Origin of the sequence: Rhodanobacter sp. B05, from assembly GCF_002001085.1 — a bacterium.
Taxonomy (GTDB): Bacteria; Pseudomonadota; Gammaproteobacteria; order Xanthomonadales; family Rhodanobacteraceae; genus Rhodanobacter.
Genome location: NZ_MUNU01000017.1, coordinates 324,314 through 339,183, shown reverse-complemented (window position 1 = coordinate 339,183; position 14,870 = coordinate 324,314). Strand labels below are relative to the sequence as shown.

Genomic DNA, 14,870 nt, shown 5'->3' with positions numbered 1-14,870 from the left:
CAGGCGGCGAACGTGCGCGGCGGTTATCATCCTCTGCATGAACGTGACCGAATTTCCTGCGGACCCCGCCGGCTTTCCCGACGTTGCCGCCAGTTTCATGCTCGCCGGGCCGGTCGGCAAGCTGGAGGTCACCACCGACATCGCCGAGCCGACCGACGCGCGCCGCGGCGTGGCCGTGATCTGCCACCCGCTGACCAGCGAGGGCGGCAGCATGCACAACAAGGTGGTGACCATGGCCGAGCGTGCGCTGCGCGAATCCGGGCTGGACACCGTGCGCTTCAATTTCCGCGAGGCCGGGAATTCCGAAGGCAGCTACGACAAGGGCCGTGGCGAACGCGAGGACCTGGCCGCCGTGGTGGCCTGGGCGCGTCGCGTGCGCCCGCACGACGCGCTGTGGCTGGCGGGCTTCTCCTTCGGCAGCTATGTCAGCATCGCCCAGGCGGTGCCGTTGCGGGTCGATGCGCTGATCAGCATCGCGCCACCGGTGGGGCGATGGGACTTCAGCACCGTGGCGATGCCGACTTGCCCGTGGCTGATCGTGCAGGGCGAGGCGGACGAGGTGGTCGAGCCGCAGGCCGTGTTCGACTGGGTCGACGCGCTGGAGCACAAGCCCGAACTGGTGCGCATACCCGAGACCAGCCACTTCTTCCACCGTCGGCTGATGGATCTGCGTGGCGCGATCAAGCATGCCGTGCGCGGCTGGCTGCCACCGGCGCGCCAGGCCTGATCCCTCCATGAGTGAAACGCCATGCCTCGCGCCCAGCGCGCGTTACGAAGAAGGCGTCACCGCGCACCGCTGGGAATCGGATCCGACCCAGCTGGCACTGCTGCCCGAGTTCGACCGCATGCATGCTGCCTTGTGCGTCGAACCCGCCAGCGGGAACGGCCTGTTCGGCCGGCTGAAGTCGCTGCTCGGCAACGATCCGTCCACGGCGGTACCCGGGTTGTACCTGTGGGGCACGGTCGGCCGCGGCAAGACCTTCCTGATGGATCTGTTCGTGGCCAGCCTGCCGCACGGGGTGGCGCTGCGCCGGCATTTCCATCGTTTCATGGGCGAGGTGCACGCGAGCCTGCGCGAACTGGGCGAGCGGGAGAGCCCGCTGGTCGAGGTGGCCGCCGGCATCGCCGCGCGCTGCCGGGTGCTGTGCCTGGACGAGTTCCTGGTCAACGACATCGGCGACGCGATGATCCTGGCCAACCTGCTCGAGGCCCTGTTCGAGCGTGGCGTGAGCCTGGTCACCACCTCCAACACCGCGCCGGCCAACCTCTACCGGGACGGTCTGCAGCGCGCCCGTTTCCTGCCTGCGATCGCGCTGATCGAGCAGCGTTGCCACGTGCTCGAGCTGGCCTCTTCGCGCGACTGGCGCCTGCGCGCACTGACCCAGGCGCCGGTCTATCTGACTCCGCCGGGCGCCGAGGCGCATCGCGCGCTGGAGCGGATCTTCGCCAGCCAGGCCAGCGGCACGATCGAGCAGGATGGTGTGCTGCACATCAATGCGCGCGACATCCCGTTCCACAAGCGCGCCGAAAGCATCCTGTGGTTCGAGTTCGCCGCGCTGTGCGAAGGCCCGCGCGCGGTCGCCGACTACATCGCGCTGGCCAAGGCCGGGCCGGCCATCATCATCGCCAACGTGCCGCAATTCACCATCTACAGCGAGGACGCCGCCAAGCGCTTCGTGCAACTGGTGGACGAGTTCTACGACCGCCGGGTCAAACTGGTGCTCAGCGCCGCCGCGCCAATCACCGAGTTGTACGACGGCGAGCGCCTGCGCGCCGAATTCGGCCGCACCGAGTCGCGCCTGATCGAGATGCAGAGCGAGGAATACCTCGCGCTGGCGCATCGGGCGGAATGACACGCGGACACGCCCGACCGGTTCGTTCCTGGACGCCCGGGTATAGCTGTCCACTCGCTTAACACCCGCCTTTCGCCTGAGCCATCCAACAGCGTCCTGAAAGACTGGCTCATCCAGAGTGCACCACCTGAGTACTCGGGCGAACTCGGGGAATCCCGCCATGGCGGGAGCAGGCAGCTCCCTGCCTGATCGACTTGCCTGGTCATTGCCAGCGACCACGGAAGCGGAACATGGACACGACACCGGCGCAGCCTGCCAACCGGCTGCCCATCCTGATGTATCACAACATCGCCCGGGCGCCGCGCAACCTGTCCGTGTATCGGAGCCTGTACGTCAGTCCGGACGCCTTCTCGCGGCAGCTGTGGCTGCTGCATCGGCTCGGCTACACCGGCTTGTCGATGTCGGCAGCCATGCCCTATCTCCGCGGCGAACGCGAAGGCCGCGTGGCGGTGATCACGCTGGACGATGGCTATGCCGACAATCTCGAGTCCGCACTGCCGCTGCTGCAGAAGTTCGGCTTTACCGCCACGGTCTATGCCGTCAGCGGAAACATCGGCCGGTTCAACACCTGGGATGCGCAGAAGCTGGGTATCCGCAAGCGCCTGATGACGGCAGCAGAACTGCGCCAATGGTCGGACGGCGGCATGGAGATCGGTGCGCATACGCGCAGCCATCCGCGACTCACCGGCTGCGACGACCTTGCTTTGCACGACGAAATCCGCGGCAGCAAGGCCGAGCTGGAGGACCTGGTGGGCACGCCGGTAACGCAGTTCTGCTACCCCTACGGCGCCCTTGACGATCGGGTGGTCACCGCCACCCGCGCGGCGGGTTACGCCGCGGCTACCAGCACACGGCGCGGCCGCGCGGTACCCGGCACCGACCTGTGGCGCCTGCCCCGCGTGCAAATTGCGCGGCATCACCTGCTGCCGCAATTCGCCATGCGCGCCCTGACCGGTTACGAGGATCGGCGCGCATGAAATTCCTGCTGGTCGGAACCAATCCCGAGAACACCGGAGCCGCCACCCACTTCGTGGCGCTGGCCGAAGCACTCGTGGAAGCCGGCCACGAAGTCGATGTGGTGGCTTCTCCGGGCAGCCTGATCGCGCAGGAGTTGGCCGGTACCCGCGTGCGCCTGCACCACGGCAGGTTCCGCAACGTCCTTGATCTGCGCGGCTACGCCAAAGTCTACGTGGCCGCCAGGCAGCTGCGCCCCGACTGGTTGATCGGCAACTTCGGCAAGGAATACTGGCCACTGATCGTCGTCGGGCGCCTGCTCCGCATTCCGGTGGCACTGTTCCGCCATCGCACGCCGCCGATGAAGAAGCTGTCGGCGTGGTTGCTGCCGCGGCTGGCGCGGCGTTTTTTCGCCGTGTCGAATCATGCCCGCCAGGCCTACCTCGACCGCGGCATCGCCGCCGCGCGGGTTCAAGTGTTGTACAACCCCGTGAACATGACGCGTTGCCAGCCCGACGCGCAACGACGTGCCATGATCCTGCGCGATCTGGGGATCGGCGAGGATGCGATCGTGCTGGGATATGCCGGCCGTATGCACGCGAGCAAGGGGATATTCACCCTGCTCGAGGCGGTTACCGCGGCAATGGCCGAGGAACCCGGACTGCACTGCCTCTGGCTCGGCGACGGCCCGGATGCGCCGGCCTTGCGCGAACAGGCCGCCGCTGGCCCGTTCGCGTCACGGCACCACTTCACCGGCTGGATCAACGAAGTCCATCCCTGGTACAGCGCGATGTCGATGCTGGCATTCCCGTCGCTTGCGCCGGAGACGTTCGGGCGGGTCTCGGTGGAGGCGCAGGCGGCGGAAGTGCCGGTACTGGGCAGCAATATCGGCGGCATTCCGGAAACCATGCAGGCTGGCGTCACCGGCCTGTTGCTGCCGCCTGGCGACAGCCAGGCGTGGCGGGAAGCGATCCTCACGCTGTGCGACCCCGCCACCCGGCAAGCGATGGGCACGGAGGCGCGGCAATTCGTGCAGCGGCATTTCAGCACGACCGTGATCGCCGCCCAGCTGGTGAGATCGCTGACCGAGGCGTGCCTGCGCGACCCTGGCGCACCACTCGGCAAGCATTCGCATCACGCGGCGTCGTGACCGCCGCACTGGTCGGTGGGGAGCGATGCCGGCATCTGCGGCAGCACCCGATGCGCGACGCGGATCAGCTGCGACGCAATGCGCGCCAGCGGGTTTCGAGCACCAGCACGGTGAGTATGTAGATCACCGCGATCACCACCGGGGACGCCTCCTTTGCCTGGTCGATGCCGCAGACGTCACTCGATGTGGGCAGCGCTGGCGGCCGGATGCGTACGCTGGAAACGCCGGTGGTGAACCAGCAGGCCGCTGTAGTAGACGATGTAGTAACCCACCAGCAGGCCGATCACCAGCATCGTCAACGGGCTCGACGCGTAGCCCATCGGCTGCATCTGCATGCCCGGGCCGTGGGCGGCAGCCAGCGCAGAGGCCTGTTGCATCTGCGGCCACACGACCAGCAGACGCCAGGCCAGCCGCCCCAGCAGCAGCACGGTGAGCAGGGCGCCGATCCACGGGTTCGGCACGTAGCAGTCGCCCTTGACCGGGTCGACCTCGAAGCGGGTCAGCTGCAGGCCGAGCAACCCGATCGCGCCGCCGATGAGGATGCCGCCGAACAAACCCTCGGCCAGTGCCACCTGGTGGAATCCGCCGAGCGCCAGCAGGCCACCGATGACCGCGAACATCACGATGCGCGCGATCATCCGCTTGCGCCGGATCGGCTGCCGCCCGAAGCTGCGGCTGACCCGTCGCCACACGATCAGGGCGAGCAGCGGCAGCATGATCAGGTACTGGTTCAGATGGGCAGGCATGGCGTGGTCGCGTCGATGAACAGCCTTCAGCCTAGCCTGGTGGATGGTCGCTTGCGACTGACGATTGTCACCCTGTTCAAGGGTGAACGCCCTGGTCGGCAATGGCGGTTTCCGCTACGACCTGGCCGACGAAAAAAACATCAGGTAGACCAGGCGTCCGTTTTCCATGCTGTCGCCGAACGAGGACCCGGCGGTATGCCACAGCCATGGCCGCAGCAGGACGAGTCGATTGAATCGCATGGGTACGCGCATGGTGAGTTCCCATTTCGAGTCATCGCTGCTGTCCTTCTCGATGATGTCGCGATGCATCTCCTCATCCGATGCATAACCCAACCGTGCGCGTTCCGCCGGGTCGATGGGCGCGTGATCGGTGCCGGTGCGGCGATGCCGGAAGAACTCGGTGCCACCGACACAATCCTCCGGCCGACTGAGATACAGAATGCCTGACCAGTAGGTACCCGGATCGATGTGCACTTTCGCGTGCCCCTTGTCTCCCGCCAGCGCGATCCGGCATTTGGCATGCGATTCCAACGGCGTCCTGATTTTCAGAGGCTCGGCGACGAGGTGGGAGACCTGTTGCGCGAGCCCGGTGATGTCGATGCGCTCCTGCGAATTTCGCCCCGGATATGGACCCTCCTGGGGTGGATACGTCATCCGCAGCGCGGCGCGACGCAATTCATCCGCGTTTTCGAGGAAGTCGTCGGCGATGATCAATGATGTAGGCATGGATGGTGACCTTGGTGGGAACTGCTTTGCCGCTGCCGCGCAACACGGCCCGACGGATGCCCGCGACGCGCGTTGGTCACCCCTGCACCGGAGCGTCGGCCGGGTCGACGCCACCAAGCTGCTGTGCGATCGAACGTGTGCGTGCAGTCACTTCACTTCCGGTGTGCAGGGTCGACTTGCGCTCGATCAGCAGGACCAGGCATTCGGCGGCGGCCACCGGATTGTGGCGCACGCCCCTGGGCACAACGAACAGCTCGCCCTCGCCCAGCTCGACCGCACCCGTTTCCAGCTCGATGCGCAGGTGACCGGCGAGGATCACGAACAGTTCGTCCTCGTCGTCATGGCAATGCCAGCCGAACGTGCCCAGCACCTTGGCGACCTTGAGATAGCTGTCGTCGAGTTCGCCAATCACGCGCGGCGACCAGTACTCGGTCAGCGCCGCGGCCGCCTGGCGGGGAGAAATCGCCGCCGGCATGGCCTACTTCGCCTTGCCCTGGTTGGCCACCGCGGCCATCTTCGCCGCGATCGCGTCGGCATCGCCGAGGTAGTAATGGCGCAGCGGCTTCAGCTCGTCGTCGAATTCGTAGACCAGCGGGATGCCGTTCGGGATGTTCAGCTCGACGATCGCCTCGTCGGAAATCCTGTCGAGGTATTTCACCAGGGCGCGCAGCGAGTTGCCGTGCGCCGCGACCAGCACCCGCTGGCCAGCCCTGATCGCCGGGGCCAGTACTCCGTGCCAGTAAGGCAGCACGCGGGCCACGGTGTCCTTCAGGCACTCGGTGTCGGGAATCTCCTTCGGATCTAGGCTGGCATAGCGCGGATCGTGCACCGACTCGTTCGCGCTGCGCGCCAGTGGCGGTGGCGGAATGTCGTAGCTGCGGCGCCAGATCTTGACCTGGTCCTCGCCGTACTTCGCCGCCGTCTCGGCCTTGTTGAGGCCGGTCAACCCACCATAGTGGCGCTCGTTGAGGCGCCAGTCGGTGAGCACCGGCAGCCACATCAGGCCCATTTCATCCTGCACGCCCCACAAGGTGCGCACGGCGCGCTTGAGTACCGACGTGTGTGCCACGTCGAAGCTGAAACCTTCCGCCTGCAGCAGCCGGCCGGCCTCGCGCGCCTCGGCCATGCCCTGTTCGGTGAGATCAACGTCGGCCCAGCCGCTGAAGCGGTTGTCGAGGTTCCACTGCGACTGGCCGTGGCGGATCAGTACGAGCTTGTGCATGTTGACGTTCATCGCGGGCGACAGAACGGGAATGGTGAAGCGCGCTGCCGCCAGCGTCAAATGCACCCCCTGCCACAGGTCACGCTAAACCGATCGGGCCGCTGCTGCATCAGATGCCCTGATCACCACCAACCAGCCATCCAAGGAGATTCCCATGCGTCGACTCCCCACGGTACTCATGCTCGCCACCCTCGCCCTGGGCCTGCCGCTGCTGGCCACTGCGCGGGACGGCAACATCGACAAGGTCAACGGCTCGGTGCACGTCGAAGCAGGCCAGCAGGCGGGCAACGTCAGTTCGGTCAACGGCGCGCTGCACATCGACGACGGCGCGACCGTGCAGAAGGCCAGCACCGTGAACGGCGCGGTGGAGCTGGGCGACAAGGCCCAGGCCGGCAAACTGGGCACCGTCAACGGCTCGATCAGCCTGGGCAGCTACAGCAAGGTCAGCGGCGAAGTCAGCACCGTCAACGGCAGCATCCATTTGGGCAACGGTGCCGAGGTCGGCGGCAAACTCGACAACGTCAATGGCGCGATCGTGCTGGACGGGGCCCACGTCGCCGGCGGCATCGCGACGGTCGCCGGCGATATCACGGTCGGCGCGAACTCGCATGTCGAGGGTGGCATCCTGGTCGACAAGCCGAATCAGGGCAGGTTCCACTGGGGCAGTGAGCGCACGCCGGTGATCGTGATCGGCCCGCACGCCGTGGTGCAGGGGACCCTGGAATTCCGGCGCGAGGTGGTGCTGAAGGTCAGCGACAGCGCGCAGATCGGCCCGGTGAAGGGTGCCACGGTGGTGAAGTTCAGCGGCGCGAATCCGTAACGCGGCAACTCCCCATAGGAGCCCGCTCGCGGGCGATGCTTTTGCAAATCCCGAATCCCGGTTTTCAACAGACGAATGTCTGGTCATCCCGACGCAAAAGCATCGCCCGCGAGCGGGCTCCTACGGCAGCCAGTTGCGCGGTTTCAGGTATGCGTCCAGCTTGGCCTCTTCGGAACCGGGTTCGGGCGTGTATGCGTATTCGAAACGCACGCGCGGCGGCAGGCTCATCAGGATCGATTCGGTGCGCCCGCCCGATTGCAGGCCGAACAGCGTGCCGCGGTCGTAGACCAGGTTGAACTCCACGTAGCGGCCGCGCCGGTACAGCTGGAACTCGCGTTCGCGTTCGCCGAACGGGGCTTCCTTGCGACGCTCGACGATCGGCAGGTAGGCGTCGAGAAAACCCTGGCCGACGTCGCGGGTGAACGCGAAGCAGCGCTCGAAGCCGCCCTCGTTGAGGTCGTCGTAGAACAGCCCGCCCACGCCGCGGGTCTCGTTGCGGTGCTTCAGGTAGAAGTACTCGTCGCACCACTGCTTGTAGCGCGGATAGACGTCGGCACCATACGGCGCGCACAGGTCGCGCGCCACCGCATGCCAGTGCCGCACGTCCTCGTCGTGCGGATAGAACGGGGTCAGATCGAAACCGCCGCCGAACCACCAGACCGGTTCCACACCTTCCTTGCTCGCTTCGAAATAACGCACGTTGGCGTGCGTGGTTGGCACCTGCGGATTCCTCGGGTGCAATACCAGTGACACGCCGGTGGCGATGAAGCTGCCGCCAGCCATTTCGGGCCGGTGCGCGGTGGCGCTGGGCGGCAACTGATCGCCGGACACGCGCGAGAAATTGACCCCGGCCTGCTCGAACACGGCGCCGTCGCGCAGCACGCGGGTACGCCCGCCACCACCGGCGGGCCGCGTCCATGCATCCTCCACGAAACGCGCGCCGCCATCGGCCTGCTCGATGGCGGCGCAGATGCGCTCCTGCAGCTCGCGCAGGAAGCTCTCGGCAAGATCGGCTTGCTGGCTCATCGTGGATCCGGTCGGTTCGATGCCGCGAGCTTAGCAAGATCGACCCGGCCGATCGCTGCGGCGCGGTGCCGCGCCGTTCGCGGCATCTTCATGCCGCGCTGCGGACGATGCCCGGGTGCCTGCCGCCAGGCTAGGCAATCCCGGATACGCCCGCTAGGCTTTCATGATGCCCATGTTGACGACACCACTCGCGGTCACTGCGTACACCGCCACTTCCGCGCTCGGCCACGGCCTGACGGCACAACTCGATGCGCTTGCCCACGGTCGCAGCGGCCTGCGCCCGAACGACATCGGCAGCGCACCGCTGGCATGCTGGATCGGCCGTGTCGAGGGCGTCGAGACCACCGCCCTGCCGCCGGCCCTCGCCGACTGGGACTGCCGCAACAACCGGCTTGCCTGGCTTGGCCTGCAACAGGACGGTTTCATCGAAAAAATACAGATCGCCCGCGCACGTTATGGCGCCGCCCGCATCGCCCTGCTGCTGGGCACGTCGACCGCCAGCATCGGCGCCACCGAGGAAGCCTATCGACGGCTGGATGCCGACGGCGGCCTGCCCGATGACATGCTGCGACCGGCGATCCACACGCCGCACTCGCTGAGCGCCTTCGTGGCCGCCGCACTCGAACTGACCGGCCCGTGCCTGACCGTTTCCACCGCCTGCTCGTCGAGTGCCAAGGTATTCGCCAGTGCCGCGCGGATGATCCGGCTCGGCCTGGTCGATGCGGCGGTGGTCGGCGGCGTCGACACCTTGTGCGACAGCGTGCTGTTCGGCTTCAACGCGCTGGAGCTGGTCTCCACGGCGCCGTGCCGGCCCTTCGATGTCGCGCGCGATGGCATCTCGATCGGCGAGGCGGCCGGTTTTGCCCTGCTCGAGCGCAGCGGGATGGCTGCCGATGCGCCGCAACTGCTCGGCTACGGCGAAGCCAGCGACGCACACCACATGTCCACGCCGCACCCGGAGGGACTCGGCGCGGAACTCGCGCTGCGCGACGCGCTGGCGCGCGCCGGACTGGAAGCGGCCCAGGTCGACTACATCAACCTGCACGGCACGGCGAGCCGGAAGAACGACGAGGTCGAGGCGGCGCTGGTCAACCGCAGTTTTCCGGTTACCACGCGGGCCAGTTCCACCAAGGGCTACACCGGCCACACGCTCGGTGCCGCCGGCATCGTCGAGGCCGTGGTGGCACTGCTTGCGATCGAGCATGGGCTGGTGCCGGGCAACCTCGGCGGCGAGTCGCCCGATCCGGACTGTGGCGCCTCGTTCGCCTGGCGCAACGAACGGCAACGCATCGATGTGGCGCTGAGCAATTCGTTCGGCTTCGGCGGCAACAACGCCTGTCTGGCTTTCGCACGGGCGGGATTCGGCGCATGAGCACGCTGCGGGTGTGGGTCGAAGGTGTGGGCCTGTGGTCGCCGCAACTGGCGGATTTCGCGGCGTTGGGGAGCGTGCTCGGCGGCGGCGTGCCGACGCCTCCGCCGGCGCGGCCCGCGGCCGCCAGATTGCCGCCGAATGAACGTCGTCGAGCACCGGAAAGCGTGCTGCTGGCCGTCGAGGTCGCCGATCAGGCGGTGACGATGAGCACGCGCGATGCGGCCACCCTCGCTTGCGTGTTCGCCTCCTCGCACGGCGACCAGCCGATCACCGATTACATGTGCGCCACCCTGGCGCAAGCGCCAGCCGAGTTGTCGCCGATCCGCTTCCACAACTCGGTGCACAACGCGGCGGTCGGCTACTGGACGATGGCCAGCGGCTGCCATGCGCCATCCACCGCGGTCGCCGCGCAGCGCGCCAGCTTCGGTGCCGGCCTGCTGGAAGCGGCAAGCCAGGTGCTGGCCGAACGGTGCGCGGTGCTGCTGGTGTGCAGCGACACTGCAGGCAGCGGACCGCTGCGCGAAGTCACCGGCTGCGCGCAGGTGTTCGGCTGCGCCCTGGTGCTGGCACCGGCCGCCGCTCCATCGAGCATCGCGGCGCTCGACCTGCAGCTGCTTGCCGAACACGCCGATACGCCGTTGCCCGAGCCGCTGGCCGGGTGGCGCCATGGAAATCCCTCGGCCACCAGCCTGGCCTTGCTCGCATCGCTGAGCCAGGGCTCCGGTCGCTGCCGGTTGGCAGCATCGGGCACGCTCGGCCTGCAGATCGATGTGCGGCATGTCGAGCGGGAGTTTGCGGCATGAGCGCCGCGGTGACTCGCTGGTGCGTGCTGATTCCCTGCCTCAACGAGGAAGCGGCGATCCAGTCCGTGATCGAATCCGTGCTCGCCCTCGGCGCGCCGGTCATCGTGATCGACGACGGTTCGGACGACCGCACCCCGGACATCGTCGCGGCGCTGCCGGTGACCTTGCTGCGTCATGCCCGGCGCTGCGGCAAGGGCGAGGCATTGCGCCACGGTTTTCGCGAGGCCTCGCGCCAGGGCTACGACGCGGTGCTCACGATGGACGGCGATGGCCAGCACCTGGCCTGCGACATTCCGCGCATCGTGGCAGCGGCCACGAGCCATCGGGATCACATCGTGATCGGTGCACGCCTGCTGGACAAGGCGCAACAACCCAGGGGGCGTCGCCGCGCCAATGCGGTGGCCGACTGGGGCATCTCCTGGGCCTGCGCACAGCCGGTCGCTGATACTCAGAGCGGCCAGCGCTGGTACCCCAGAGCGGCACTGGAACTGGTCGAGCTGCCGGCGGAGAACTTCGTGTTCGAGGCGGCCATCCTGATCGCGGCCTCCCGCGAAAAGCATCTGGGCATCGTCTCGGTGCCGATCGCCTCGCGCTACCACGGCCCGTTCCGTCCCAGCCACCTCAGTCCGGTGCGCGATGTCACCCGCATCACCACCTACACGATCGGCCGGGTCATCCACTACGGTCACATCGTCGCCAGCTATCGCCGCTCGCGCGCGCAACCCGTGGTGATCGCAACGATGGCTGCCGAATAGCTACGCCCGACTTGTCGGGGCGACGCAGGATGCCGCGCCGTGGTCACTGATGCCTCGGCGACACGCCGGCCAGGGCGGAAGCAGACCCGCCTCAATCCGGCAGCAACGCCTGCCCGATCGCCCGCAAACGAACCGGGTCGAGCAGTTCCAGCTCGCGACCCTCGATGCCAATCAGCTTCTGTGCGCGGAAGCGACTCAGCACGCGACTCACGGTTTCGGCGGCCAGCCGCAGGTAGTTGGCGATATCGCCGCGCGACATGCTGAGGTGGAAGCGCGTGGGAGAGAACCCGCGCGCGGCATAGCGCCCGGCCAGATCCATCAGGAACGCGGCCACGCGTTCGTCCGCACTGTGATCGCCGGCCAGCAGACTGGCCGTACCCAGTTCCTTGCTGAGCATGCGGAACAGGTGCTTCTGCACCGCCGGCACACGCGAAGCCAGCGCGCTCATCGCCGGAAACGAGAAGCGGCAGAAGAAGGCGGTGTCCAGCGCCACCGCGTCGCAGGGGAAATGCTCGGGGTAGATCGCGTTGAGCCCGATCACCTCGCCGGGCAGGTAGAAACCCAGCACCTGTTCGCGGCCTTCCTTGTCGACCATGCGCGTCTTCACGGTGCCGCCGCGCACGGCGTAGATCGCGCGGAACGGGTCGCCGGTGCGGAAGATGTGCTCGCCCGCGCGGAACGGTCCCACATGCTCGACCAGGCACTGCAGTTCCGCCAGCTCGGGCTTGTCATAGCCGGCGGCGATGCAGGCGCTGGAGAACGCGCAGGTACCGCAGAAACGCGTCTCGTCGCCGTCGTCGGCAATCGGGTTGGGCGGCTCGGGCAGGCGGCCTGCCGGGTACTTGGATTGCATGATGCTGGTCGGTTGCCTGGTTGGGGCTGCGTGGATCAGATCACGCGCGAATAGCGCGTCGCCTGTGCCGCGTCGTCGAGATAGGCGTCGAAGCACATGGCGATGATACGCAACAGCAGCCGCCCTCGCGAGGTTACGCGGATTTCGCGGGCGTTCTCGAGCACCAGGCCATCCTCAACCAGCGGCGCCAGCCGCTGCCGTGCGCGCACGAAATACTCATCGAACAGTAGCCGGTGGCGTGCTCCGAATTGCCGCTTGTCGACCAGGCCCTGGCACATCAACTCGCCGATCAGTTCGCGCCGGATCAGGTCGTCCTCGTCCAGTTCCAGGCCTCGTACCACTGGCAGGCGCCCGGCATCCAGCGCCGCGTAGTAGCCGATCAGGTCACGCGCGTTCTGGCTGTAGCTGTCGCCGATGCGCCCGATCGCGCTTACGCCTAGCCCCACGATGTCGCAATCGCCATGCGTCGAGTAGCCCTGGAAGTTGCGCTGCAGTGTGCCGGCGCACTGCGCCTGCACCAGTTCGTCACCAGCCCTGGCGAAGTGATCCAGGCCGACATAGACGTAGCCCGCCGTAGACAGCTTCGCCACAGCACAGCCGAACAAGGCCAGCCGCGTCGCCGCATCCGGCAGATCCGCCGCGGCGATCTGCCGCTGCGCCTTGAACATCTCCGGCAGGTGCGCGTAACCGTAGACGGCCACGCGATCGGGCTTCAGCGCCACCACCTGGTCCAGCGTGTGGCTGAAGCCATCGACGGTCTGGAACGGCAGACCATAGATCAGGTCGACGCTCGCCGAACGGAACCCGGAGGCACGGGCGGCGTCGAGCACCGCGCGGGTCTGCTCGAAACTCTGGATGCGATTGACCGCCTTCTGCACCACCGGATCGAAATCCTGGATGCCCACCGAGATGCGGTTGAAGCCCAGCTCGCCCAGCGCGTGCACGTAGTCGCCGTCGGCAAAGCGCGGGTCGATCTCGATGCCGTATTCGCGATCCGTCGCGTGACTTAAGCTGAAGTGCCGCGCCAGCGATTCCATCAGCTCGCCCATCTGCGCGGCATCGAGGAAATTCGGCGTACCACCGCCGAAATGCAGCTGGCGCACCGGCCGGTCGCGATCGAACAGCGGCGCGATCAGCTCGATCTCGCGATACAGGCGCTCGAGATAGCGTTCGGCCTGCGTCACATCGCGCGTGATGATCCGGTTGCAGCCGCAGTAGAAACAGGGACTCATGCAGAACGGCACGTGGACATACAGCGACAGTGCCCGCGGGATCGGTTCCTCGTTGGATGCGCGAATGACACCGCGCAACACCGTTTCGTCGAAGTCCGCCCGGAAGTGCGGCGCGGTCGGGTAACTCGTGTAGCGCGGGCCGGCGACGTCATGGCGCGCGATCAGGGCCGCGTCGAATTCGGGGGAAGCGATGGCAGGGGTCATGGCAGCAAGTCTGTCGCCCAGGCTGCCGCGCCGCCTTGATCCCGATCAAGCCCCGCGAGGATCGCGGCCATGCGCCGCGGCACGGATACGCAGGCCAGGCAGCGACCCTGCGCCGACGCTTGCGTCGGCGCACGCCCCAGACCGGGCTGCCTCAGCCTCCCAGCGGCTCGATATGCTGCTCGATCGAGCCGAAGATCGAGGCGCCCGCGGCGTCGGTGACGTCGATTTTCAGGCGGTCGCCGAACTTCATGAACGGCGTGCTCGGCTTGCCATCGCGCAGGGTTTCCACCGTGCGCTGCTCGGCCAGGCAGGAAGCACCCTTGCCGGTGTCCTCGTTCGCGATGGTGCCGGAGCCGACGATCGTGCCGGCGGTCAGCGGACGCGTCTTGGCCACGTGTGCCACCAGCTCGGCGAAGCTGAACTGCATGTCGACGCCGCACTCGGCCGCGCCGAACCACGCATCGTTCAACCAGGTGCGCATCGGCAGGTGCAGCTTGTCGCCCTGCCACGCCTCGCCCAGTTCGTCCGGCGTCACCAGTACCGGCGACAGCGCCGAACGCGGCTTGGACTGCAGAAAACCGAAACCCTTGGCCAGCTCGCCCGGGATCAACCCACGCAGACTGACGTCGTTGACCAGACCAACCAGCTGGATGTGTTCCGACGCCTGCGCCGGCGTCACCGCCATCGGCACGTCGTCGGTGACCACGATCACTTCGGCTTCCAGGTCGATGCCGTAATCCTCGCTCGGCACCACCACCGGATCGCGCGGACCGAGGAAGCCAGCACTGGTCGCCTGGTACATCAGCGGATCGGTGTAGAACGACTTCGGCACCTCGGCACCGCGAGCGCGACGCACGCGCTCGACGTGCGGCAGGTAGGCCGAGCCGTCGACGAATTCGTACGCGCGCGGCAGCGGCGAGGCGAGCGCGGTCATGTCCAACGCAAACGCGCCGCGCGCCTTGTCCTCGTTCAATTCATCCGACAACGCGTTGAGTCGCGGCGCGCTGTTGGACCAATCGTCCAGCGCGGCCTGCAACGTCGGCGCGATGGCGCCGGCCTTCACGGCCTTCGTCAGATCCCGGCTGACCACGATCAGCGTACCGTCGCGGCCGCCTTCTTTCAGACTTCCCAGCTTCATGCGTTTCTCCAGACAG

General features: G+C 67.2%; 16 protein-coding genes. 8 read left to right on the top strand and 8 right to left on the bottom strand.

Translation table 11 applies throughout. The features are described from left to right. The first annotated feature begins 37 nt into the window (after positions 1–37). From B0E47_RS12945 to B0E47_RS12930, 4 genes are all read left to right on the top strand, one after another. Complete coding sequence (locus B0E47_RS12945) at positions 38–727, top strand: alpha/beta fold hydrolase (protein WP_077514662.1); 690 nt, start codon at positions 38–40, stop codon at positions 725–727. 7 nt (positions 728–734) lie between these two features. Beyond that, positions 735–1,853, top strand: a complete 1,119-nt coding sequence (zapE, locus tag B0E47_RS12940; RefSeq protein WP_077514661.1) for a cell division protein ZapE — start codon at positions 735–737, stop codon at positions 1,851–1,853. A gap of 230 nt (positions 1,854–2,083) precedes the next feature. Continuing rightward, on the top strand, positions 2,084–2,830 hold the full coding sequence (locus B0E47_RS12935) for a polysaccharide deacetylase family protein (protein ID WP_077514660.1): 747 nt from the start codon (positions 2,084–2,086) through the stop codon (positions 2,828–2,830). Next, the gene (locus tag B0E47_RS12930; protein ID WP_077514659.1) at positions 2,827–3,957 is read left to right on the top strand and encodes a glycosyltransferase family 4 protein; all 1,131 of its coding nucleotides are present in this window, start codon (positions 2,827–2,829) and stop codon (positions 3,955–3,957) included. The genes B0E47_RS12935 and B0E47_RS12930 overlap by 4 nt, the downstream gene beginning before the upstream one ends. A gap of 176 nt (positions 3,958–4,133) precedes the next feature. Here the strand turns inward: B0E47_RS12930 and B0E47_RS12925 are convergent, their stop codons facing one another. From B0E47_RS12925 to gpmA, 4 genes are all read right to left on the bottom strand, one after another. Then, complete coding sequence (locus B0E47_RS12925; RefSeq protein WP_077514658.1) at positions 4,134–4,703, bottom strand: DUF1453 domain-containing protein; 570 nt, start codon at positions 4,701–4,703, stop codon at positions 4,134–4,136. 114 nt (positions 4,704–4,817) lie between these two features. Then, positions 4,818–5,429: a DUF6445 family protein gene (locus tag B0E47_RS12920; RefSeq protein ID WP_077514657.1), complete on the bottom strand. Its 612-nt coding sequence runs from the start codon at positions 5,427–5,429 to the stop codon at positions 4,818–4,820. 76 nt (positions 5,430–5,505) lie between these two features. Then, positions 5,506–5,904 carry a cupin domain-containing protein gene (locus tag B0E47_RS12915; RefSeq protein WP_077514656.1) on the bottom strand — a complete coding sequence of 133 codons (399 nt, stop codon included), beginning with the start codon at positions 5,902–5,904 and terminating at the stop codon, positions 5,506–5,508. 3 nt (positions 5,905–5,907) lie between these two features. Further along, positions 5,908–6,651: a 2,3-diphosphoglycerate-dependent phosphoglycerate mutase gene (gene gpmA / locus B0E47_RS12910; protein WP_077514791.1), complete on the bottom strand. Its 744-nt coding sequence runs from the start codon at positions 6,649–6,651 to the stop codon at positions 5,908–5,910. A 178-nt stretch (positions 6,652–6,829) separates the two neighbouring features. Between gpmA and B0E47_RS12905 the strand changes: the two genes are divergently transcribed. Next, on the top strand, positions 6,830–7,471 hold the full coding sequence (locus B0E47_RS12905; protein WP_174566991.1) for a hypothetical protein: 642 nt from the start codon (positions 6,830–6,832) through the stop codon (positions 7,469–7,471). A 120-nt stretch (positions 7,472–7,591) separates the two neighbouring features. Here B0E47_RS12905 and hemF read toward each other — a convergent pair whose 3' ends face one another. Beyond that, the gene (gene hemF / locus B0E47_RS12900; RefSeq protein WP_077514654.1) at positions 7,592–8,497 is read right to left on the bottom strand and encodes an oxygen-dependent coproporphyrinogen oxidase; all 906 of its coding nucleotides are present in this window, start codon (positions 8,495–8,497) and stop codon (positions 7,592–7,594) included. 166 nt (positions 8,498–8,663) lie between these two features. On the opposite strand from hemF, the gene B0E47_RS12895 reads away from it, so the two are divergent. Genes B0E47_RS12895 through B0E47_RS12885 form a run of 3 tightly spaced genes read left to right on the top strand, consistent with a single transcriptional unit; the run spans position 8,664 to position 11,427 of the window. Further along, positions 8,664–9,869, top strand: coding sequence for a beta-ketoacyl-[acyl-carrier-protein] synthase family protein (locus B0E47_RS12895; RefSeq protein ID WP_077514790.1), 1,206 nt, complete (start codon positions 8,664–8,666; stop codon positions 9,867–9,869). After that, a complete protein-coding gene (locus B0E47_RS12890; protein ID WP_077514653.1) occupies positions 9,866–10,672 on the top strand; it encodes a beta-ketoacyl synthase chain length factor in 807 nt (268 codons plus the stop codon). The genes B0E47_RS12895 and B0E47_RS12890 overlap by 4 nt, the downstream gene beginning before the upstream one ends. Beyond that, a complete protein-coding gene (locus B0E47_RS12885; protein ID WP_077514652.1) occupies positions 10,669–11,427 on the top strand; it encodes a glycosyltransferase family 2 protein in 759 nt (252 codons plus the stop codon). Before B0E47_RS12890 ends, B0E47_RS12885 begins: the two co-directional genes overlap by 4 nt. A 91-nt stretch (positions 11,428–11,518) precedes the next feature. Here the strand turns inward: B0E47_RS12885 and B0E47_RS12880 are convergent, their stop codons facing one another. The 3 genes from B0E47_RS12880 to B0E47_RS12870 form a co-directional block, all read right to left on the bottom strand. After that, the gene (locus B0E47_RS12880) at positions 11,519–12,280 is read right to left on the bottom strand and encodes a helix-turn-helix domain-containing protein (RefSeq protein ID WP_077514651.1); all 762 of its coding nucleotides are present in this window, start codon (positions 12,278–12,280) and stop codon (positions 11,519–11,521) included. A gap of 35 nt (positions 12,281–12,315) precedes the next feature. Then, entirely contained in the window at positions 12,316–13,716 is a 1,401-nt protein-coding gene (hemN, locus tag B0E47_RS12875) for an oxygen-independent coproporphyrinogen III oxidase (protein WP_077514650.1), read from the bottom strand. Positions 13,717–13,867: 151 nt separating this feature from the next. Next, the gene (locus B0E47_RS12870) at positions 13,868–14,854 is read right to left on the bottom strand and encodes a fumarylacetoacetate hydrolase family protein (RefSeq protein WP_077514649.1); all 987 of its coding nucleotides are present in this window, start codon (positions 14,852–14,854) and stop codon (positions 13,868–13,870) included. Positions 14,855–14,870 lie beyond the last annotated feature (16 nt).

What these genes read in the sequence shown, in the direction of transcription:
- hemN (WP_077514650.1), bottom strand. Translation starts at nt 13,716, where the DNA reads ATGACCCCTGCCATCGCTTCCCCCGAATTCGACGCGGCCCTGATCGCG.
- B0E47_RS12880 (WP_077514651.1), bottom strand. Translation starts at nt 12,280, where the DNA reads ATGCAATCCAAGTACCCGGCAGGCCGCCTGCCCGAGCCGCCCAACCCG.
- B0E47_RS12915 (WP_077514656.1), bottom strand. Translation starts at nt 5,904, where the DNA reads ATGCCGGCGGCGATTTCTCCCCGCCAGGCGGCCGCGGCGCTGACCGAG.
- zapE (WP_077514661.1), top strand. Translation starts at nt 735, where the DNA reads ATGAGTGAAACGCCATGCCTCGCGCCCAGCGCGCGTTACGAAGAAGGC.
- B0E47_RS12920 (WP_077514657.1), bottom strand. Translation starts at nt 5,429, where the DNA reads ATGCCTACATCATTGATCATCGCCGACGACTTCCTCGAAAACGCGGAT.
- B0E47_RS12895 (WP_077514790.1), top strand. Translation starts at nt 8,664, where the DNA reads ATGCCCATGTTGACGACACCACTCGCGGTCACTGCGTACACCGCCACT.
- B0E47_RS12945 (WP_077514662.1), top strand. Translation starts at nt 38, where the DNA reads ATGAACGTGACCGAATTTCCTGCGGACCCCGCCGGCTTTCCCGACGTT.
- B0E47_RS12870 (WP_077514649.1), bottom strand. Translation starts at nt 14,854, where the DNA reads ATGAAGCTGGGAAGTCTGAAAGAAGGCGGCCGCGACGGTACGCTGATC.
- B0E47_RS12935 (WP_077514660.1), top strand. Translation starts at nt 2,084, where the DNA reads ATGGACACGACACCGGCGCAGCCTGCCAACCGGCTGCCCATCCTGATG.
- B0E47_RS12885 (WP_077514652.1), top strand. Translation starts at nt 10,669, where the DNA reads ATGAGCGCCGCGGTGACTCGCTGGTGCGTGCTGATTCCCTGCCTCAAC.
- B0E47_RS12905 (WP_174566991.1), top strand. Translation starts at nt 6,830, where the DNA reads ATGCTCGCCACCCTCGCCCTGGGCCTGCCGCTGCTGGCCACTGCGCGG.
- B0E47_RS12890 (WP_077514653.1), top strand. Translation starts at nt 9,866, where the DNA reads ATGAGCACGCTGCGGGTGTGGGTCGAAGGTGTGGGCCTGTGGTCGCCG.
- B0E47_RS12930 (WP_077514659.1), top strand. Translation starts at nt 2,827, where the DNA reads ATGAAATTCCTGCTGGTCGGAACCAATCCCGAGAACACCGGAGCCGCC.
- B0E47_RS12925 (WP_077514658.1), bottom strand. Translation starts at nt 4,703, where the DNA reads ATGCCTGCCCATCTGAACCAGTACCTGATCATGCTGCCGCTGCTCGCC.
- hemF (WP_077514654.1), bottom strand. Translation starts at nt 8,497, where the DNA reads ATGAGCCAGCAAGCCGATCTTGCCGAGAGCTTCCTGCGCGAGCTGCAG.
- gpmA (WP_077514791.1), bottom strand. Translation starts at nt 6,651, where the DNA reads ATGCACAAGCTCGTACTGATCCGCCACGGCCAGTCGCAGTGGAACCTC.